Origin of the sequence: Flavobacterium sp., assembly GCF_049590715.1 — a bacterium.
Classification (GTDB): Bacteria; Bacteroidota; Bacteroidia; order Flavobacteriales; family Flavobacteriaceae; genus Flavobacterium.
Map to the genome: position 1 here is coordinate 37,716 of NZ_JBAWDL010000067.1, position 19,956 is coordinate 57,671.

Annotated in this window: 19 protein-coding genes; 10 read left to right on the forward strand and 9 right to left on the reverse strand. The window is 33.3% G+C overall.

Annotation, left to right across the window (positions count from 1 at the left end):
- Positions 1-28: 28 nt before the first annotated feature.
- The 3 genes from WBQ70_RS03460 (at position 29) to WBQ70_RS03470 (ending at position 2,800) form a co-directional block, all read left to right on the forward strand.
- Positions 29-1,075 carry an aldose epimerase family protein gene (locus WBQ70_RS03460; RefSeq protein WP_423910607.1) on the forward strand — a complete coding sequence of 349 codons (1,047 nt, stop codon included), beginning with the start codon at positions 29-31 and terminating at the stop codon, positions 1,073-1,075.
- Positions 1,076-1,110: 35 nt separating this feature from the next.
- On the forward strand, positions 1,111-2,121 hold the full coding sequence (locus tag WBQ70_RS03465; protein ID WP_423910610.1) for an L-rhamnose/proton symporter RhaT: 1,011 nt from the start codon (positions 1,111-1,113) through the stop codon (positions 2,119-2,121).
- Positions 2,122-2,203: 82 nt separating this feature from the next.
- Positions 2,204-2,800, forward strand: coding sequence for a DUF2238 domain-containing protein (locus WBQ70_RS03470; RefSeq protein ID WP_423910612.1), 597 nt, complete (start codon positions 2,204-2,206; stop codon positions 2,798-2,800).
- 81 nt (positions 2,801-2,881) lie between these two features.
- On the opposite strand, the gene WBQ70_RS03475 is transcribed toward WBQ70_RS03470, so the two are convergent.
- From WBQ70_RS03475 to WBQ70_RS03510, 8 genes are all read right to left on the reverse strand, one after another.
- Positions 2,882-3,835 carry a phosphoribosylaminoimidazolesuccinocarboxamide synthase gene (locus WBQ70_RS03475; RefSeq protein ID WP_423910615.1) on the reverse strand — a complete coding sequence of 318 codons (954 nt, stop codon included), beginning with the start codon at positions 3,833-3,835 and terminating at the stop codon, positions 2,882-2,884.
- A gap of 291 nt (positions 3,836-4,126) precedes the next feature.
- The gene (locus tag WBQ70_RS03480; protein ID WP_423910619.1) at positions 4,127-4,942 is read right to left on the reverse strand and encodes an HAD family hydrolase; all 816 of its coding nucleotides are present in this window, start codon (positions 4,940-4,942) and stop codon (positions 4,127-4,129) included.
- 245 nt (positions 4,943-5,187) lie between these two features.
- Complete coding sequence (locus WBQ70_RS03485) at positions 5,188-6,657, reverse strand: polysaccharide biosynthesis C-terminal domain-containing protein (RefSeq protein WP_423910622.1); 1,470 nt, start codon at positions 6,655-6,657, stop codon at positions 5,188-5,190.
- 121 nt (positions 6,658-6,778) lie between these two features.
- Positions 6,779-8,062 (reverse strand): glycosyltransferase family 4 protein, encoded by a 1,284-nt coding sequence (locus tag WBQ70_RS03490; protein ID WP_423910625.1) that lies wholly within the window; start codon positions 8,060-8,062, stop codon positions 6,779-6,781.
- Positions 8,063-8,101: 39 nt separating this feature from the next.
- Positions 8,102-8,563 (reverse strand): DUF6036 family nucleotidyltransferase, encoded by a 462-nt coding sequence (locus WBQ70_RS03495; RefSeq protein ID WP_423910628.1) that lies wholly within the window; start codon positions 8,561-8,563, stop codon positions 8,102-8,104.
- Positions 8,563-8,697, reverse strand: coding sequence for a hypothetical protein (locus WBQ70_RS03500; RefSeq protein WP_423910630.1), 135 nt, complete (start codon positions 8,695-8,697; stop codon positions 8,563-8,565). Before WBQ70_RS03500 ends, WBQ70_RS03495 begins: the two co-directional genes overlap by 1 nt.
- Before the next feature lie 57 nt (positions 8,698-8,754).
- Positions 8,755-11,193: a YfhO family protein gene (locus tag WBQ70_RS03505; protein ID WP_423910633.1), complete on the reverse strand. Its 2,439-nt coding sequence runs from the start codon at positions 11,191-11,193 to the stop codon at positions 8,755-8,757.
- Positions 11,194-11,240: 47 nt separating this feature from the next.
- Positions 11,241-11,522, reverse strand: a complete 282-nt coding sequence (locus WBQ70_RS03510) for a DUF4834 family protein (RefSeq protein WP_423910635.1) — start codon at positions 11,520-11,522, stop codon at positions 11,241-11,243.
- Between the two features lie 126 nt (positions 11,523-11,648).
- Here WBQ70_RS03510 and WBQ70_RS03515 point away from each other — a divergent pair, with 126 nt between their 5' ends.
- Together WBQ70_RS03515 and WBQ70_RS03520 are read left to right on the forward strand one after the other, a co-directional pair.
- Entirely contained in the window at positions 11,649-12,626 is a 978-nt protein-coding gene (locus WBQ70_RS03515) for a transporter (RefSeq protein WP_423910638.1), read from the forward strand.
- Positions 12,627-12,789: 163 nt separating this feature from the next.
- Positions 12,790-13,908, forward strand: coding sequence for a GTP cyclohydrolase (locus tag WBQ70_RS03520; protein WP_423910641.1), 1,119 nt, complete (start codon positions 12,790-12,792; stop codon positions 13,906-13,908).
- Positions 13,909-14,000: 92 nt separating this feature from the next.
- On the opposite strand, the gene WBQ70_RS03525 is transcribed toward WBQ70_RS03520, so the two are convergent.
- Complete coding sequence (locus WBQ70_RS03525; protein ID WP_423910656.1) at positions 14,001-15,260, reverse strand: aminotransferase class I/II-fold pyridoxal phosphate-dependent enzyme; 1,260 nt, start codon at positions 15,258-15,260, stop codon at positions 14,001-14,003.
- Positions 15,261-15,609: 349 nt separating this feature from the next.
- On the opposite strand from WBQ70_RS03525, the gene WBQ70_RS03530 reads away from it, so the two are divergent.
- From WBQ70_RS03530 to WBQ70_RS03550, 5 genes are all read left to right on the forward strand, one after another.
- Positions 15,610-16,086, forward strand: a complete 477-nt coding sequence (locus tag WBQ70_RS03530) for a GyrI-like domain-containing protein (RefSeq protein WP_423910644.1) — start codon at positions 15,610-15,612, stop codon at positions 16,084-16,086.
- A 98-nt stretch (positions 16,087-16,184) separates the two neighbouring features.
- Positions 16,185-16,682: an N-acetyltransferase family protein gene (locus WBQ70_RS03535; protein ID WP_423910647.1), complete on the forward strand. Its 498-nt coding sequence runs from the start codon at positions 16,185-16,187 to the stop codon at positions 16,680-16,682.
- A gap of 8 nt (positions 16,683-16,690) precedes the next feature.
- Positions 16,691-17,224: an NADPH-dependent FMN reductase gene (locus tag WBQ70_RS03540; protein WP_423910649.1), complete on the forward strand. Its 534-nt coding sequence runs from the start codon at positions 16,691-16,693 to the stop codon at positions 17,222-17,224.
- A 294-nt stretch (positions 17,225-17,518) separates the two neighbouring features.
- Complete coding sequence (locus WBQ70_RS03545; protein WP_423910652.1) at positions 17,519-18,292, forward strand: NYN domain-containing protein; 774 nt, start codon at positions 17,519-17,521, stop codon at positions 18,290-18,292.
- A gap of 63 nt (positions 18,293-18,355) precedes the next feature.
- Positions 18,356-19,864, forward strand: a complete 1,509-nt coding sequence (locus tag WBQ70_RS03550; RefSeq protein ID WP_423910654.1) for an FMN-binding glutamate synthase family protein — start codon at positions 18,356-18,358, stop codon at positions 19,862-19,864.
- The last annotated feature ends 92 nt before the right edge of the window (positions 19,865-19,956 follow it).

The following is a 19,956-nucleotide window of genomic DNA, read 5'->3' on the forward strand; positions in this document are numbered from 1 at the left end:
TATTTCTTAACCTTAATAGTAACAAACCATGATTGCAACCAAATCCCATTTTGGAAAAATAAATGATGAAGAGATCAATTTGTATACTTTGCAAAATGCAAATGGAATCCAAGTTACCATTACGAATTACGGGGCGACTATAACCTCTATTTTGGTACCAAATAAAAACGGAGAATTAAAAAATATTACTTGTGGTTTTGATACTTTGGATGGTTATTTTTCTGAAGCATATGTCAAAAACTCTCCTTATTTTGGAGGAACTATTGGTCGTTATTCTTCTCAAATTAAAAATGCTAGTTTTCAACTCAACGGAAAAAATTATGATTTAGCCAAAAATGCTGGTGAAAACAACATACACGGAGGAAAACAAGGTTTTGATAAAAAAATATGGAAAGGCAAGAAAATTAAAAGCGATTCCGTATCTGGAGTAAAAATGGCTTTATTTAGTAAAGATCTTGAAGAAGGTTTTCCTGGTAATTTGGCCGTGACAGTAACATTTACGTTGACAGATGACAATGAATTACGTATTGATTATTTAGGAATTCCAAATCAAGACACCCCTATATCAATGACCAATCACACCTATTTTAATTTATCAAAATTTACAGAAACAGTTGAAAATCATACTGCTCAGGTAAACACAAACAAAAGATTAGAATTAGACGGAACGGGCGCTGCAACAGGAGTAATAATTGATGTCAATGGAGCTGCAGACGACTTAAGAGAACCTAAGCGTATTGGAGATGTTCATGCTATAATCAACGATGGTTTTGAACATTTTTATGTTTTTGATAATCCAAATGCCGAATTAAATCATGTCGCTTCAGTAGCAAACGAAGACAAATCACTTCAATTAGATGTGTATAGTACTGAGCCTTGTATGCTTTTGTATACTGGTAAATATACATCCGATGAAATTAAAAGAGAAAACGGAGAACAATATGGAAAATATCGTGGTTTTTGTTGTGAAACACACCGCTATCCTAACGGACCCAATATCGTCAACTCCCCTAACTCTATTACCAAAGTAGGTGAAGAATACAATAGTACAACTGTTTTTAAATTAACATGGTAATCCAATAAAAATATTAACAACCAAATACCAAAATTATGATTGAAGGAATTTTACTAGCTATTTTTGCTGGATTAATGCTAGGACTCTACGCATTACCTGAAAAGTTTACAAAAGACTTTAAATATGAGAACACATGGAGCTTGTTCTTTTTGTTAACGATGTTTGTGGTGCCCATCATCGCTTCTGTTACGTTGATTAATGGCTTTTCAACGATTTTTAGCGAAATGCCAACTGATATTTTAATCAAAATGGGATTAGCAAGTTTCTTATGGGGAATTGGAGTAATGATGTGGAGTAAAGCAATTAACTACATTGGGTTATCATTAGGATTTTCGTTGTTTATCGGAACTGTAATCTTAGTAGGTTCTTTACTTCCTTTTATTGTAGAAGGACTACCTCCTACTAACAAATTATCCTTAATTCTTACTGGTTTATTCATTGTATTAATTGGAATTTTTGCAAATGGAAAAGCGGGATACATCAGAGAAAAAGTAGAGAACAAAGACAATGACAATACTGATAAAAGTTCGATGACTACAGGAATCCTAATCGCTGTTATAGGTGGTTTATTGGCTACTGGATTTAGTTATGCTAATGCGGTTGGTCGACCATATTTACATGAGGCTTGTCAAGCACAAGGAAATGCCGATTGGATCACGGCAGTTGCTGTAATGTTCCCTATTTTCATCAGTGGTGGTTTAGTAATGACTGCCTATTTTGTTTGGCAATTATCTGCTAAAAAAGCTTGGGGAGATTTTACAACACCATCATTTGGAAAGAACTTTTTCTTAATTTTAGTGATGGCAGTCTTTCATTATGCAGCTTCGGCTATATTTGCTTTTGCTGCTTTCAAATTAGGCAACAGCGGAAACACGGTAGGATATGCTATTTTCAACACTTCCTGTGTGGTTACAGCAATCATGAGTGGAATTGTCACCAAAGAATGGATAAATGCTTCGGCTAAGGCTCGAAATTTCCTTTATGCAGGATTAGCTTGTATGGTCATAGGAATTATCTTTGTAGCCTTTGGGAATGGAGCCATGTAAATAAAAACATAAAGTTTTAAAAAGACCGTAATTCATCCCGAATTACGGTTTTTTTAGTATTTTCACTTCCTTAAATTATACTATGAAATCGATTTATTTAATGTTGGTTGTCTTTTTTGCTACCTTGTTATGGTCAGTTATCAATCCAAAAGAACCTTTTACATGCTTTTTGGAGATAATCCCTGCTATCATTGGTCTTTTAATATTACTCTTTACCTTCAAACAATTTCGATTTACCAATTTCACTTATTTCTTGATTTTAATGCACTGCATTATTTTATTTATTGGAGGTCATTATACGTATGCGGAAGTTCCTTTTTTTGATTACATTAAAGAAGTTTTTCACCAAAGCCGAAATAACTATGATAAAGTAGGGCATTTTGCCCAAGGATTTATTCCTGCGATGATTATTAGGGAATTGTTTATTCGAAAAAAAGTAATCAACAATCAACATTTTTTCAACTTTATCATTGTCTCTCTTTGCTTAGCTATTAGCGCGGCTTACGAATGGATTGAATGGTTTGTATCCTTAGCAACAGGCGAAGGTGGTGATGCTTTCTTAGGAACACAAGGAGACATTTGGGATACGCAATCTGATATGTTGTTTGCAACAATTGGAGCCATTATGGCATTAGTATTCCTTTCTAAAATGCAAGATAAAGCATTGGACAAATTATAAATAAGAGAATTGGGTCAAAATAAAAAAGCCACAACTCAAAATCGAGATTGTGGCTTTGTGTATATAAAAAAGGATTGTAAATTATTTTGAAGCTAAATACTCTAAAACGTTTTTCTCAATTCTTTCATTGATGTTTGTAATATCAGCTTTTACGAATTTCTCTCCTAAAATGTTTTCGTATAATTCGATATATCTATCAGAAACAGTTTCGATATAAGCGGGTGTCATTTCAGGAATTTGTTGCCCTTCTTTACCTTGGAAACCGTTTTCGATTAACCAACGACGTACAAACTCTTTAGACAATTGTTTTTGCTCCTCCCCTTTGTCTTGTCTTTCTTGGTACCCTTCAGCATAGAAATAACGAGAAGAATCTGGAGTATGAATTTCGTCAATCAAAACGATAACACCGTCTTTTGTTTTTCCGAATTCGTATTTAGTATCTACCAAAATCAATCCACGACTAGCAGCAATCTCTGTTCCTCTTTGAAACAAAGCTCTAGTATATTTTTCAAGAACGATATAATCCTCTTCCGTTACTAATGCATTTGAAAGAATCGCTTCTCTTGAAATATCCGCATCGTGTTCTCCATTATCTGCCTTTGTTGTTGGCGTAATGATAGGCTCTGGAAATTTATCGTTTTCTTTTAATCCTTCGGGCATAGCAACACCACAAATTTCTCTTTTACCTGAAGCATACTCACGGGAAGCATGACCTGAAAGATAGCCACGAATCACCATTTCAACTTTGAAAGGCGAACACAAATGACCAACTGCAACACTAGGGTCAGGAGTAGCAATCAACCAGTTAGGAACAATATCAGCAGTCAATTCCATGAATTTTGTAGCGATTTGGTTCAAAATTTGTCCTTTATACGGAATCCCTTCTGGCAAAACCACATCAAAAGCGGATAGTCTATCAGTAGCAATCATCACCAATAAATCATCATTGATATTATACACTTCTCTAACTTTACCTCTATAAACCGATTTTTGATTTGGAAAATTAAAATTGGTAGTTGTTATTGTATTGCTCATTTGTAAAATGTTGTGTTGTTCTTATGAAGCGCAAATTTAAGATTATTTTAGAAAGAAACCCAAGTCTAATGAATTAAAAAATATGATCTCGAATTATATGAAATAACATCCATAGTTCAAATCTAAATCACTTATTTTTTTAGAACAAAGATTGTAGAAATTTGAATAATTTACACAATTTTTTTTGAGGTATCCTTTGTGGTCAAACCTTATATGCTCTTCAATGTCTTATGTGCTCTTAAATTTCTTATATGTTTTAAAACAAAATCGTTGTCAGTTTCAAAATACAACTTATTGATTCAAAATATTTTCAGACAAATACTGCGCAACACCATCTTCTCCGTTTGTCAAAATAACCTCTAATTGTGAAAGCTTAGTTTTCAAACTATCAGGAGCGTTGCCCATTATCAAACCTATAGCTGTAGATGTTAGCATACGTTCGTCATTATACCCGTCACCAAAAGAGATGGCTTGATCAAAACGGTAATTTTCTATTTCTAAAACTTTGGCAATGGCCACACTTTTATCAACAGATAGATCCATGAATTCTAAACATAAAGGCAAACTGAAAGCATGAGAGAGAAGATCAGCATGTTTTTCTAGAATAGCATCACGTAATTCGACCAATTTAGAATGTTTTTCATGAGTGAAAAACATTTTTATAGTACTCAAATCTTTCTCCTCATTATAGTTGACAATTTGAGGCAAATATTTCATTTCGGGTTGAAACTCGTTGAGTTTTTCGTTGTGTTTATTTGTATACCAAACATTTTCCCTGTACAAAACGGTGGTAAAATCAGAAGGAATTCCTAATGACAAAACCGATTGAATAGTCTCACTTTTTATATCAAAAGCAAATAATAGTTCTTTTGTGGGTGAATGAATTCGGGCGCCATTTGAAGTGATTAAATAAACAGGAAAACCCAACGGTTCGAGTAATGGCATGGCATCCAGATGATGCCTTCCTGTAGCAACAATGATCAAATAATTTTGCTTGTGAAGCTCCTGAAATACTGATTGCGTGTATTTAGAAATGGCATGTAAAGGATTTAACAAGGTTCCGTCTAAGTCGGTGATAATTACTTTTATATCATTGTAAATGTTCATTCTGGAGTATTTTTTTGCAAATTTATTGCATTAGAAATAGAATCCCCCATGAAACGGATTAAAATTTATGAATTCTGATGTTGGCTTTGTGTTAAAACGAAATTGAAAGAACATTCGTTAACCTTAACCCCGATAGGAACAAAGTATCCTTTTATCTTGCAGTGAGGTACGAACAAAATATAAAAGATACTGTGGATAGCGGGAACTTTCGTTATTAAATATAGAAACGTACAGTTCCTAATAAATTAACCAATTTTTATTTTTTTCAAAAGGGTATCTATCACTCCATTAATTTCTTTGGAAATTTTGAATTTGTAGTTTAAATACACGTACATGATGGTAACCAAAATTGATTTTAAGCCAATTCCGATTAATGGATATACTGGGAATTCCCAGAAGTAAAAGACTAGAAAAAGTGCTGCTGTTAGTACCATTGACGATATGGTTTGTTTAGTAAACGGATACAAATCCATGCGTTTGACTACGAAAAGCAACTTAGCTAAACTGTATAAGGTAATTGATAATAAAGTAGCAAATGCCGCACCTAAAATCCCATATAAAGGAATAAACCACATATTAAGCGCAATGGTCAGAAAGACCAGAAAAAGCCCTAAGAACAAAACCATTCGGTAATATTTTGAATTAAAAATGATAGCGTTATTATTTCCTAAAATCAAGTCAAAATACTTAGATAAGCCAATCATGAAAACGACTATAATTCCCTTTTTATAATCACTGTCAGGCATTATTTCGTACATCTGATTGATATTCACAAAAATACACAGCATTACAAAACCACCAACGACTTGTAAATTGATAGAGGATTTTTTATACAAAGCATTCAACTCATCGTGTTTGTTTTCGTGCATTAATTTGGCCGTGATTGGATAGACAATTTGGTGCATGGCACGACTGGGAACAGAAATGACTAAAGCAATGTATGTAGCCACAGAATAATAGGCAATGTTATCGATAAGCATGTATTGATTTAACATGATTTTGTCGCCATCCAAAAGTAAATTAGCAACACTTCCTGATAAAATAATATAGAAGGTATATTCCAGAATTTCTTTAATATTTTCAGGAATGGTAAACTGAAAATTGGGCTTTTTGATACGAAAAGCATACAACATAGTCACCACAAAAGCTAATAGATAAATCCCCGCAGTTATATAAATAAAATCAATTACGGATATCCATTTAAAATACACTCCCATCAAGGTTAGTAACGAAAAAACACGCAAACCAACTTCTTTAATAAAATTCCCAAAAACCGAGTGCATGTGTACTCTTGCCCAAGCATAAAAAATCTCAAAATATGCCATACACAGTCCTGTAAAAGGAATTAACCATATGAATTCTTTGACTACGGGATTCTTTTTGGTAACAAAAAAAACAATATCATCGTAATAGAATAATCCTATTAATCCAATTGGAATACAAAGTAATAAGGGGAAAAGTACCGTAAAAGATAAGAAGCGTTCGCGTTCTCCTTCCGTTTTGTATTGCGAATAATATTTGACTAAGGTATTTTGCATCCCAATGGCGAACAAAGGCATTATAACATTAGCCGCTGATAAAATATAATTTGTCAATGCATAATATGTTGCTCCTAAGAAAACTGGTGCAAAATAAAGTGTATTTATGGCTCCTATCCCAAATCCTAAATAGGTTATGATAGTGTTTTTTAATGACTGATTTAAAACGATTCCCATTTCGTTGCTTAAAAGTTAAGGGTTATATGTTAGAAGTTGAAAGTTGATAGTTGGAACTTTGTATTTTGGAGTTAGAGGTCAGACCTCACTCAACACATAACCCTTAACCCATAACTTTTTTCTAAGTAATTAAATTCACTAATTCTTTAGTCAAATTCTTTCTGGAATACTTTTGCAAACCTATTCCATGCGATTGTAGTTTTCCTTCCAAAAACTGATTATAAAAGTCCAAAATTACTCTTTTTAAACGTTCTTTTTCGGTATAGTTAAAAAATTGTCCTGTATTCGTACCTGTGATGATTTCGGCAAAATCCGAATCTTGTGGTCCAATGGCAATAATAGGACGATTAGAGACCATGTATTCGAATAATTTCCCAGGAATAATGCTCTTGGTATCTTGAGAGTTTATTTCGATAAGCAATAAAACTTGAGATTTTTTTTGATGCACAATAGCCTGTTCATGAGAAACATACCCTAAATTATTCAGATACATATTTAAACCAAATTGACCGATGGTTTCCAGAACTTCTTGACTAACTGCTCCTATTAATTTGATTTCGAGTTGGTTCTTGAAATCAGAAACCTCATCAATCAATTCTACTAAAGATTCCCATAAAATCTTTGGGTTTCTTTCAGATAAAAAAGAACCAATATGTGCCAATGTAAATTTAGTATCTAATTCTTGATTTGTAACAGGTTCTACATCATACCCATTTGTAATTACAGCAATTGGCTTTGAAGTTATCGCTTCAAACTCGGTTTTAGTTGTTTTGCTGGTTACAATAATGGTATCAGCAGTATTTAAAACTTGGTGTTCTAATCGTTTGTGTTTCTTAGCTGCAAAAGTGGAAAGACGCAAGGATTTATGATAACCAATAGTAGTCCAAGGATCCCGAAAATCAGCAAACCATTTTAAATCTAATTTTTGTTTTAATTCTAATCCAATTAAATGCAAACTGTGCGGCGGTCCAGAAGTAACAATCGTATCAATATTATTTTCAACAATATATTTCTCTAAAAAAGTTACCGATGGTTTTACCCAAAAAACACGGGCATCAGGAATAAAAAGATTCCCTCTAACCCAAAGAAAGACTTTATCTAAAAAACCTTGTTTCTTCTTGTTAGGAATGATACCTGAACTTATTTTATTTGTTTTATTTTTAGAAAAAAAAGAAGCCAACTGATAGGGTTCAAAAATTGGTCTTTTAATCACAATTGCTTCATCCGACACATCACGAACGAGATTTTCGTCTATAATAGGATACGTAGGATTCTCAGGAATATAGACAATGGGTTCTATCCCAAAGTCTGGTAAGTATTTTACAAATTTCAGCCAACGTTGCACGCCTGGACCTCCTGCAGGTGGCCAATAGTAAGTAATGATTAAGAGTTTTTTTGGTTCCAAGTTTATGTTTTGAAGTTATAAGCAGTAAAAAGTTGATTACTACCCTTCGTTATTTAATTTACCTAACTCTTCAATATCTAAAATATCTTTAGGTCTGTTGGTTGCTTTTTTTGCTTTAATCAGACTATCATAGTCTAAAAAGTAAACAGGAACTTCTTTTAAATTTACTATTGTGGCCTTGTTTATTAAGTCTTCAAAAATTTCATTCTCTAGTCCCTTAATTGACGTCATTACATCCAAACGTAATCCATAAGAAATAGTAAAATCAGTAAATCCAGGTACAAACTGCATTGTTTCAATTGATGTAAAATCTCCTATCCCAATTGCGGCAAAAGCTTTGCGAAGATTCTTTCTGTTCTCCAATGTATCTTCAATCAAAATATCAATATCGCCAGTATTTCTTGTATAGCCGTATATATTAACCGCTAAACCACCTATGGTCAAATAGCGTAAATGATGCGTATTGAACTCTTTCCAGATATTTAAAATTTCGTGCAGCATTATTTTTTATGAGTAATTCTTGGAGCCGTTTTTAAAGCATACGAAAGTTCAACCAATGCCATAAATCGTTCTAAACGTTCTACGTATTGTTTTTGCAATTCAGGTATTTTATTCCTTTTTACTTCAGTTGACATTTTTTTCTTATTTGGTTCTTGAATATCCATATTCAAATATACAAATTTTAAAAAATCTTATTTTTCACCTTTTAAATTGACAATCTTTTTTCTTTCATAATAAACCCCACCAAGCAATAACAAGAAAATAATTCCTGAACTAATCAACGTAATTATACTTCCCGTTTTTACAACATCTGGTTCAAATTTAAATTCGATTGTATGTTTTCCAGGAGGAACCATCATTGCTCTAAGAACATAATCTACAGGAAAATGTGAACTTAATTCACCATCAATGTATGCGTTCCAACCTTTTTCATAATAAATCTCAGAGAAAACAGCCAAACCTTCTTTTTTAGTCTCGGCAGTATATTTTAAATAATTAGGTTTATATACTTGTAACTGAATCGTTCCAGAGGTATCTAAATTCCTTTTTAAACGTACATTTTTAAACTTAGAACGGTATTTTTGAATGTTAAAAACAGCCGCTACTTTAGTATTTAATTTATCCAAGGATTTCATTTCGTCATTTGCCTTATTCACTAATTTAACATCGTGAACAAACCAAGCATTTCCGTTGACGTTTGGATTAATGGTTGGGAATTCTTTTCCTTCTTTATCTGTTTGAATAATGTATTTCACATTCAACATATTTAAAACTTCCATATTGTTTTTGGAAATTTGGTAATCAAATAATTGTTGAATTCTTCTTGGTTTTGCCGCATGATAGCCACCAATTGACTTATGAAAATAAGAAGCTCTTGCGCTGGAGAAATTTCCATTGACTTCAAAAACTCTGTAATGTGAACTATCTTTGCGTATTTGAGCATCTGATTCTGTTTCTTGAAAAGGCACTGCTATTTCTCTTCCGCTTACAAAATCCTTAGCAGAGACATATTTTTTGGCTACAAAAAACAAGTCTGAAACCATTAGTAAAGCAACAATTATAATGGCCGTATTTTGAGCTATTTTATTCTTTATAAACAACCATAAAATTCCTGTAATCAATAGCATAAAAAAACCAGAACGCAACAAGTCAGCACTGTATAAGCTTTTTCTATCTGTTTTTAGCGCCTCTACAAATTCAAGACCATAAGATTGTAAAAAATAACTATCACTACCTCCTGAAAAACTAAACATTCCTTTGCTTAAAAACAAAATAACAATAATTCCAAACCCTAAAACGGAGGTTTGTATTAATCCTTTTTGTTGTTGTTCTTTGGTAACTGTAAAAAATGACTGCAGTCCCATTATAGCTAATACTGGAAAGCACAATTCTAAAATCACTTGGATTGAAGAAACGGCTCTAAACTTATTGTACATTGGTACATAATCAATAAAAAAATCAGTTAAAAGAGGAAAGTTTTTACCCCATGAAAGCAACAAAGCTACAGCTGCTCCTGAAAGAAAAACATACTTTATTTTGCGTTGATCAATAAACAACGCTAACATAGCCAAAAAGAAAACTACGACTCCGATATACGCTGGAGCAGCAACAATAGGCTGATCTCCCCAATATGTTGGCATTCCTCTAACAAAATCAGTGGCTTGATCTGCTGGCACACCTTGTGCCATCATAAATTGGTACATTTGACTATTTGTACCTACATTTTCATTATTTGAACCTCCAAACAATCTTGGAGCAATTAAATTAAAACTTTCTGCAATTCCATAACTATACTCGGTAATATACTCTCTTGAAAGAGCACTCGAATTGGTATTAGTAGAACCATCTGGATTATAGGTCAATTCACTTTTTCCTCTAGTGCTAAAATCAGCATATTCAGCTGTTGCTAACAAGTTAGTTGCATTTGCACCAATAGCTAATATACCAGCAATGGCAAGGACTCCTACCGACTGAAATAATTCTTTTGTTTCTTTCTTTTTTATTGTTTGATAAATAAAGTAACTAGATAGCAACAATAAAAAAATCAACAAATAATAAGTCATTTGAAAATGATTCGCATTGATTTCTAAAGCCGTTGCAAATAAAGTCACGAGACCTCCAAGTATAAATCTTTTTTGATATACTAATATAAAACCAGCAATCACCATAGGCATATACCCAATGGCATGCGCTTTTGCATTGTGTCCAACACCTAGAATAATAATTAAATATGTAGAGAATCCGAAGGCAATGGCGCCAAAGAAAGCCTTGAGAGGATCAATTTTAAGCACTAATAACAACCCGTAAAATCCTAGAAAATAAAGAAATAAATAATCAGCAGGACGAGGTAAAAACCGAATCAAATCATCAAGCGCACCTACATAATCATGCGGGTACTTTGCACCTAATTGATAGGTAGGCATACCACCAAAAGCTGCATCAGTCCAATAAGGTTCATTATGATCCGAAGCTCTAAAATCGTTTTGTTCCTTAGCCATACCCGTATATTGGGCTATGTCCGATTGAAAGATTTGTTTTCCTTGTAATACAGGATAAAAATAAATAAGAGATACTAAAACAAAACCAATAATGGCAAGAGCATGCGGATAGAACTTATGTATAATTTTCAATTTTTGAGCGTTTTATTGTGGGTTAAAAAGAAAAATTTACAGCAAATTTAATCTATTTCTTCATAATCAACATAATCTCCCACTTTTTTAGTTTCTTTTGGATTTTTAGACTCGGTAGGATTGTAAAATATCTCCTCACCAGAACGGGTTTTATTCCATGAAGTATCTTGATTTTTGTATTGTTGCTGTTGAAAATTAGTACCTGCCTTTTCTACTACTTTCTTTACTATTAAAGGCAAAAATAATCGTGCCAAAAATTTAAAAATATAGTAGAATGCCATTATATAAAATAACGTTTTTATAAAACCTATAAAAGAAGCTGTTTGCATAATCAATTTTATTTTATACAAATTTAACAAATCCTACGTTCTAAATTAAACTATGATTCTTAAATAAATAATAAATTATAGTACATTTGAAATATACAATTCAACTAAATCTTAAAATACGATAGCATGAACCCTTTCAAAACAGCACTATTCCTTGCTTTTGCACTGGCTCCATTTGTTCAATATGGACAACATACTGATGAAATAAACTCCAATAGACCAGGGAAATCAATGTCCGCTTTTGCTGTAGGAAAATCCGTTTTCCAGATTGAATCTGGGATTTATGGCATTGAAGAAAGCCATGACTTATTAGGGTATGATGCAAAGGGATTAGGAGTTGATATGGATATCCGCTATGGCTATTTTGATGAAAGATTAGAGTTTATAGCGAATTTACAATACCAATATGAAAATATTGTTACCAGAACTGTTTCGTCTAATAAATCAGCCTTAAAACAAACTGTATTAGGAGCTAAGTTTTTGCTTTATGATCCTTTTAAAAATTACGAAAAAAAAATCAATATCTTTAGTTGGAAAGCCAATCGTCGTTTCGACTGGCATCAATTAATTCCTGCAGTATCTGTTTTTGGGGGAGCCAACATTACATTCCGCAGTAATCCTTATCATTTTTCACAAGATGGTAGTGTTTCACCAAAAGTCATGTTGATAACACAAAACCACCTTGGTGATGGCCGATGGGTTTTTGTAACGAACATCATAGCTGATTACATTTTGACTGAATATCCTAGTTATGGTTATGTCCTAACCCTGACAAGAGGTTTCAACGATAAATGGTCTGGTTTTATTGAAAACCAAGGATATAAAAGCAACTTTTACAGTGATGCGATTATACGTGGTGGAACCGCATATTTGATTAATAAGAGCATGCAAGTTGATGCTTCTATTAGTACCAATTTCAAGACAACTCCTTCTATCCTTTATGGAGGTATTGGTTTTTCTTGGAGGTATGATGCCAATTACAAAGATGTTATAATCAATTTAGACAATAACGATTCTAAAAAAGAAACCAAAAAAGGAAAAAAATCCAAAAAAGAGAAGACAGAAGAGAAGGCTAAAAAAAATGATTCGTTTTTAAGTAATTAACTTTTGTTGATTGGCAAATAGTTTTAAAAGTCGATAAATCAGAACGATTCTTTTATTTTTTTTTAAAAATATCACACACAACAATAAGTTTTTTTCTAAACACAGGTTGCCAATAATTCTTCATTAATTACAAGTTCAAAACAAAAAATACGCACATCAACGAATGATTACAATTACAGAAGCTAAAACTAAAAAAGAACTTACTGATTATATAAAATTCCCTTTCGATCTATACAAAGACAATGAATACTGGGTTCCGCCTATTATTGCCGACGAACTAGAAACTTTCGATAAAACCAAAAACCCTGCTTTTGATAGTGCCGAAGCTTATTTTTACACCGCTTCTCGTGAAGGTAAAATAATAGGTCGGATTGCAGCTATCATCAATTGGGAAGAAGTTAATAACCAACAAAAAAAGAAAGTGCGTTTTGGTTGGTTTGACGTAATAGATGACATCGAAGTAACCAAAGCATTACTAGAAAAAGTATATGAACTAGGTCAAAAGAATGGATTAGAATATATTGAAGGTCCTATGGGGTTTTCCAATTTAGACAAAGTAGGTGTCCTTACAGAAGGATATGATGAACTAGGTACAATGGTCACTTGGTACAACCACCCTTATTACGTATCCCATTTTGAAAAATTGGGTTATACAACTGAAAAAGAATACATTGAAAGTAAATTCCCTTTTAAGAATGTAAAGCTTGAATATTTTGACAAAGCACAAGAGTTAATCAAAAGACGCTACCAGCTTAAACCACTCAACTTCAAAAAGACCAAAGACGTTATGCCTTATGTCGACAAAATGTTTGATCTTTTTAATACTTCATATGCTAATTTGTCTTCATTTGTTGCTATATCCGATATCCAAAAAGAGTATTTCAAAAAAAAATACATCAGCTTCATCAATCCTGAATACATCAAGTTTGTAGAAGATAAAGACCATAACATTATCGCTTTTGCTATTGTGATGCCTAGCTTTTCTAGAGCTTTACAAAAAGCCAAAGGAAAACTATTCCCTTTTGGTTTCTGGCATTTGTTAAACGCTCGAAAAAACAGTAAAGAAGTTACATTTTATTTGATTGGCGTACATCCTGAATACCAAAACAAAGGTGTCCATGCCATACTTTTTAAAGAAATGCATACTACTTTCACCGAAAAAAATATAGAAACCTGCATCCGTACTCCTGAATTAGCGGACAATATCGCCATTCAACTGTTATGGAAGAACTTTGACCCAAAAATTACCTGTCGCAGAAAAACATTTCGAAAAGAATTATAAGGAAAGATACTAAGTTTAAAAATAAAAAAACCATTCGCTTTCACGAATGGTTTTTTGTTTTTCAGAGCTCTATCTCTATATATCTTTCTCTCTTAAGAAACATCTACGGTGGTTTGTTCTGCAATTGTTTTGTAGGTTCCATTTACTAATTTTTCTCTAATCGCTTCAAAAGCTACCAAAGTTTCATCAATATCGGAAAGTGTATGTGATGAAGTTGGAATCATACGCAACAAGATAATCCCTTTTGGAATCACTGGATACACAACAATAGACAAGAAAACACCGTAGTTCTCTCTCAAATCGTTTACCATCACCATTGCTTCAGGAATACTTCCTTCAAGATATACTGGAGTAATACAAGTGTTTGTATCACCAATATTGAATCCTTTATTTCTTAAACCGCTTTGTAATGCATTTACATTTACCCACAATTTATCTTTTAATTCTGGTGATTTACGCAATAAATCCAAACGTTTCAATGAACCAATTGTTTGAATCATCGGTAATGCTTTAGCAAACATTTGCGAACGTAAGTTGTATTTCAAATAATCAATCACATCTTTATCTGCAGCTACAAATGCACCAATATTAGCCATCGATTTAGCAAAAGTAGAGAAATACACATCAATATCCCCTTGTACTCCTTGCTCCTCACCTGCTCCAGCGCCTGTTTTTCCAAGAGTACCAAAACCGTGAGCATCATCCACTAATAATCGGAAATTGTATTTTTGCTTCATCGCAACAATCTCTTTCAACTTTCCTTGTTGCCCACGCATACCAAAAACACCTTCTGTGATGAACAAAATTCCGCCACCTGTTTCTTCGGCCATTTTAGTAGCACGTTGCAGGTTTTTCTCCATACTTTCAAGATCGTTGTGTTTGTACGTAAAACGTTTTCCCATGTGCAAACGAACACCATCGATGATACATGCGTGTGAATCTACATCATACACAATAATATCATTTTTAGTAACCAAAGCATCAATGATAGACACCATTCCTTGGTACCCAAAATTCAATAAATAAGCCGACTCTTTCATTACGAATGTAGCCAATTCATTTTCTAATTGTTCGTGATAAGTCGTATGACCACTCATCATACGTGCTCCCATTGGGTAAGCAGCTCCAAACTGAATTGCAGCATCAGTATCCGCTTGACGTACCTCTGGATGATTTGCTAATCCTAAATAATCATTTAAACTCCAGTTCAAAATATCTTTACCTTGAAACTTCATTCTTGGTCCTAACTCTCCTTCTAATTTTGGAAATACAAAATATCCCTCTGCTTGCGAAGCCCATTTCCCTAACGGTCCTTTATTGTTCTGAATTCTTTCAAATAAATCTTTTACCATACTATCGTGATGTAATAACATTAATTTTAACAGTTTGCAAAAATAATTATTTAAATTTTATTAGCGTTATTAATGTAAAGTTATTTTTTTAGGAGCTATTTACGATAGTGTTTTCAATTCACTTACAACCAGCTGTTCGCTATATCTCTTGTGTCCGCTATCGCTACCACAAGAGGATGCCGCTACCATCTGGGCTATTTTTCCCGTTTTGTTTCCTATAGACGATTCACAAATATTTAGGATAAAACTTCCTATTGATTTGTAAGAAAAAATAAATACATTTGGTATCATTATAAAACTCAAAGCTTGTCACATCAATAACCAGTACTCCTCACTACAATACCTAAGAATGAAAATACTAGAACAAGACATACCGCTTTGTGGACTACAAACGGAATTGTCAAAATCTCAAACTCAAAATTATGAACTCATTCAAAATCTTTGGAAAACGTTTAACAATGAACTAAAAAAAAATAACCTAAATCAAAATAATATAAATTGGGAGAAATACGGAATAACATTCCAAACAAACGATCAATACTTCTACTTGGCTGCAATTCCTAAGCTCAATCAAATATTTCCACAACATTTTACGACTGTAAAAATTCCAAAAGGCAACTATCAATTATTTATTCATAAAGGCAAAATGGAAAATATAAAACAAACAATATTCGAAATATACAAAGTCATTTTACCTAAAATGAAATTTGAAATTCAAGACCATAAAAAAATAGGATTTGTCCATTTTGAAAAATACGATTATCGATTTCAATGGAATCATCCTAATTCAATAATTGAAATTTATTTACCTTTAAACAATAAATAAACCAATGTTTGTTAAAAGTTCGCTTTAGATAACACAAAAAAAAGATTCATTAATATGTAAAAGATATTTTATCAATATCGCTAAAAAGAAAAACTTTCATGAAAGACACTATTGAAATTAAAATAGCACAGCAAGCCAATTTAGAAGGTATTATAAAGTTACAATCTGACAACCAAGTATCACAAGGAGGGACACTTTCAGGAGAGCTAAATAAGAATCAAATACAAGAAATGATGCACGATATGCCACAGATTGTAGCTCTTATGAATGATCAAGTTGTTGGTTTTTTACTAACAACATCTAAAGCTGCGCATCATAAACTTACGGTTCCCATTGTAAACGCCATGTTTGAATCCTATACTGGTACAGCAGATTCCTATATTTATGGTCCTATTTGCGTAAGCAAAGACCAAAGAGGAAAAGGATTAGCACAACTAATGTTCAAGGAACTGATACACAATGAACCTAATCGTGAAGGAGTTTTGTTTATTCGAAGTGACAACGAACCTTCTTTACGAGCTCATGAAAAAATGGGAATGCACAAAGTGAGTAGTTTTGGTTTTAACAACGCTAAATTTGATGTGTTTGCTTATTAAATTAATAAATGGAGAAGAAAAACATTTTAGCAATAATTGGAAGTGCCAGTTCTAATTCAACTAACCTAAAATTAGTTGAATATATTGAAAATCTAACTAAAGAACAATTTGACGTCACTATTTACAACGATTTAAAATCGCTTCCTCATTTTGACCCTGAACTTTCAGAACAGCATCCTCCAGCAGGAATTCTAGCGTTTCGAAATGCCATTCAAAAAGCCGATGGAATACTCATATCTACACCCGAATATATTTTCAGTATTCCCAGCGGACTGAAAAACGCTATTGAATGGTGTATTGCCACAACATTATTTACAGATAAACCCACAGGACTTATAACAGCATCTGCCAGCGGACAAAAAGGTCACGAAGAATTACAACTCATCATGAAAACTGCAATGGCAAAATTTACAGACGAAACCACGTTGCTCATTTCAGGAATAAAAGGAAAATTTGACACTCAAGGCACTATTACGAACCCTGAAACTCAAAAACAATTAACCAGTTTTGTAAATGGATTTATAAATTTAATTCACAGCTAAGTCACAAAACCTAAACTACATACTGTTATTTTAAAATTTACTATTTTACATCCAAGCAACTTCGATTCTTTTCGAAAAGGTATTAGAAGCACATACGTAGTTGCCTAGCCCAGATGGAAACGGCATCCTCTAGCTCCGGGGTTCGGAGGTAGAGATAAAGTGGACAGCTGGAGGGATCAGGATTAAAATATAGACCGTAATGCTCCTAGACCTATGTTAACAAAAGTTTAAAAACGGTCTTAGAATTTTTTTACACTAAAGATTGACTATCTTTAACACACTCAAAAAAATATTATGTCGCAAAATTCCAAAGAACTTAAGCTTGCCGTACTTATTGATGCTGATAATGTCCCTTATAGCAATGTAAAAGGCATGATGGAAGAAATTACTAAATTTGGCACTCCAACTACCAAACGTATTTACGCCGATTGGACAAAACCCAACGCTAATGGTTGGAAAAGTGTTTTACTAGAACACGCCATCACTCCTATCCAACAATACAGTTATACGGTGGGGAAAAACTCATCAGATTCGGCTATGATTATTGATGCGATGGATTTACTATACTCGGACAAAGTGGATGGTTTTTGTATCGTATCTAGTGATAGTGATTTTACGCGTCTAGCGATTCGTTTGCGAGAATCAGGAATGAAAGTCATAGGCATAGGAGAAAAGAAAACCCCAAACTCTTTTATTGTAGCCTGTGATCGTTTTATTTATATCGAAGTTTTGGACGGCGCTATTAAGAAAAAAACGAAGAAACCCGCTGTTCCTACTCCTGCTGGAACCAAAAAACCCGTTGTTAAAACATTAAACACTGTTGATTTACAAACGATAGACCTTATTGAAGATACTATTGAAGATATTGCTGATGACAGTGGCTGGGCTTTTCTGGGTGATGTAGGAAACTTAATTGTTAAGAAAAAGCCCGAATTTGATCCTAGAAATTATGGCTTTTCAAAACTGACTCCGATGCTCAAATCACTGACTGAAATTTTAGAAATCGACGAAAGAGATTCTGATAAAAAAGGAATTAAACATGTCTATGTCAGGTTGCGATTAAATTAATTTTCTTGTCCCTTTTATTGAAGTTATTCAATTATAAACACATTTTAAATAATTATTTACATCATGAGAAAGCAATTTTTCACGTATGGCTTTATACTTTTAATTTTAACTGCACTAGTTTATTATTATTTAAAACTAGGTTTTTTGCTCCTTGTTTTACTACCAATAGTTCTTCTTGTAGGCTATTACAATACATTACAAAAAAAACATGCCATATTAAGAAACTTTCCTGTACTGGGGTATTTTAGGTATTTATTTGAAATGATTTCCCCTGAAATTCAACAGTATTTTATCGAAAGAGCTACTGACGGGAAGCCTTTTTCAAGAAACCAACGTGCTTTAGTATACCAAAGAGCCAAAAACATTGATGCTAATACCCCTTTTGGGACACAATTAAACATTAATACCTCAGATTACGAAGGTATCAAGCATTCCATTTTCCCATCCAAAGTCAATGAGGATTTGCCTCGTGTGTGGATAGGTGGTAAAGATTGTAAACAGCCGTATCATGCGTCTTTGCTTAATATTTCAGCTATGAGTTTTGGTTCTTTGAGCGAAAACGCTATTATAGCACTCAATAAAGGTGCTCAAAAAGGACAATTTTATCACAATACAGGCGAAGGCGGTCTGACTGAATTTCATCTTCAAGGTGGCGATGTGACTTGGCAAATAGGAACAGGATATTTTGGTTGTAGAACACCCGAAGGAACTTTTGATGCCGTTAAATTCAAAGAAAAAGCCAACTTCCCTACTGTAAAAATGATTGAGATCAAACTTTCACAGGGAGCAAAACCTGGTCATGGAGGTGTTTTACCAGCTGTTAAAAATACAGAGCAAATAGCAAGAATAAGAGGAGTTATACCTCATACTTTGATCTTATCTCCTCCTTCTCACAATGCGTTCTCTGATGCTAAAGGATTAATTCAATTTATAGCGCAACTCCGTGAGTTATCAAATGGAAAACCTATTGGATTTAAGCTTTGTATTGGAAACACCACTGAGTTTGAAGATATTTGTCACGAAATGATTGCTGCTGATTGTTACCCTGATTTTATTACCGTTGATGGTGCAGAGGGTGGAACTGGTGCAGCACCACTAGAGTTTTCAGATGGTGTAGGAATGCCATTTGAACCTGCCTTAATTTTTGTCAACAAAACGCTTATTGATTATAGTATTAGAGATAAAATACGCATTATAGGAAGCGGAAAAATCATCTCTGGTTATTCTATTTTACATGCCATAGCTCTTGGTGCTGATATGTGTAATTGTGCTCGTGGTTTTATGTTTTCATTAGGTTGCATACAAGCACTTCGTTGTCATAATAACCAATGTCCTACTGGTGTTGCTACCCAAGATAAAATGCTAATGAAAGGTTTAGTCGTTACAGACAAATCAGAGAGAGTGTTTCATTTTCATAAAAACACTTTATATGCTGCAAATGAACTTTTGGCCGCAGCCGGAAAAACTGATTTTGCTGATATCGATATTTCACTATTCATGCGCGGTGATGAATTTGATCAATTATCCAATTTATATTTCCCTAATAATTTATCGAACGTAAGTAGGCATTAAATACGCTTTCTCAAATAATCACAAAAGAAGCATAGGCTATCCGAAAAGTATTTTTCGAATAGCCTATGCTTCTTTTAAATGTGTAGCAAAAT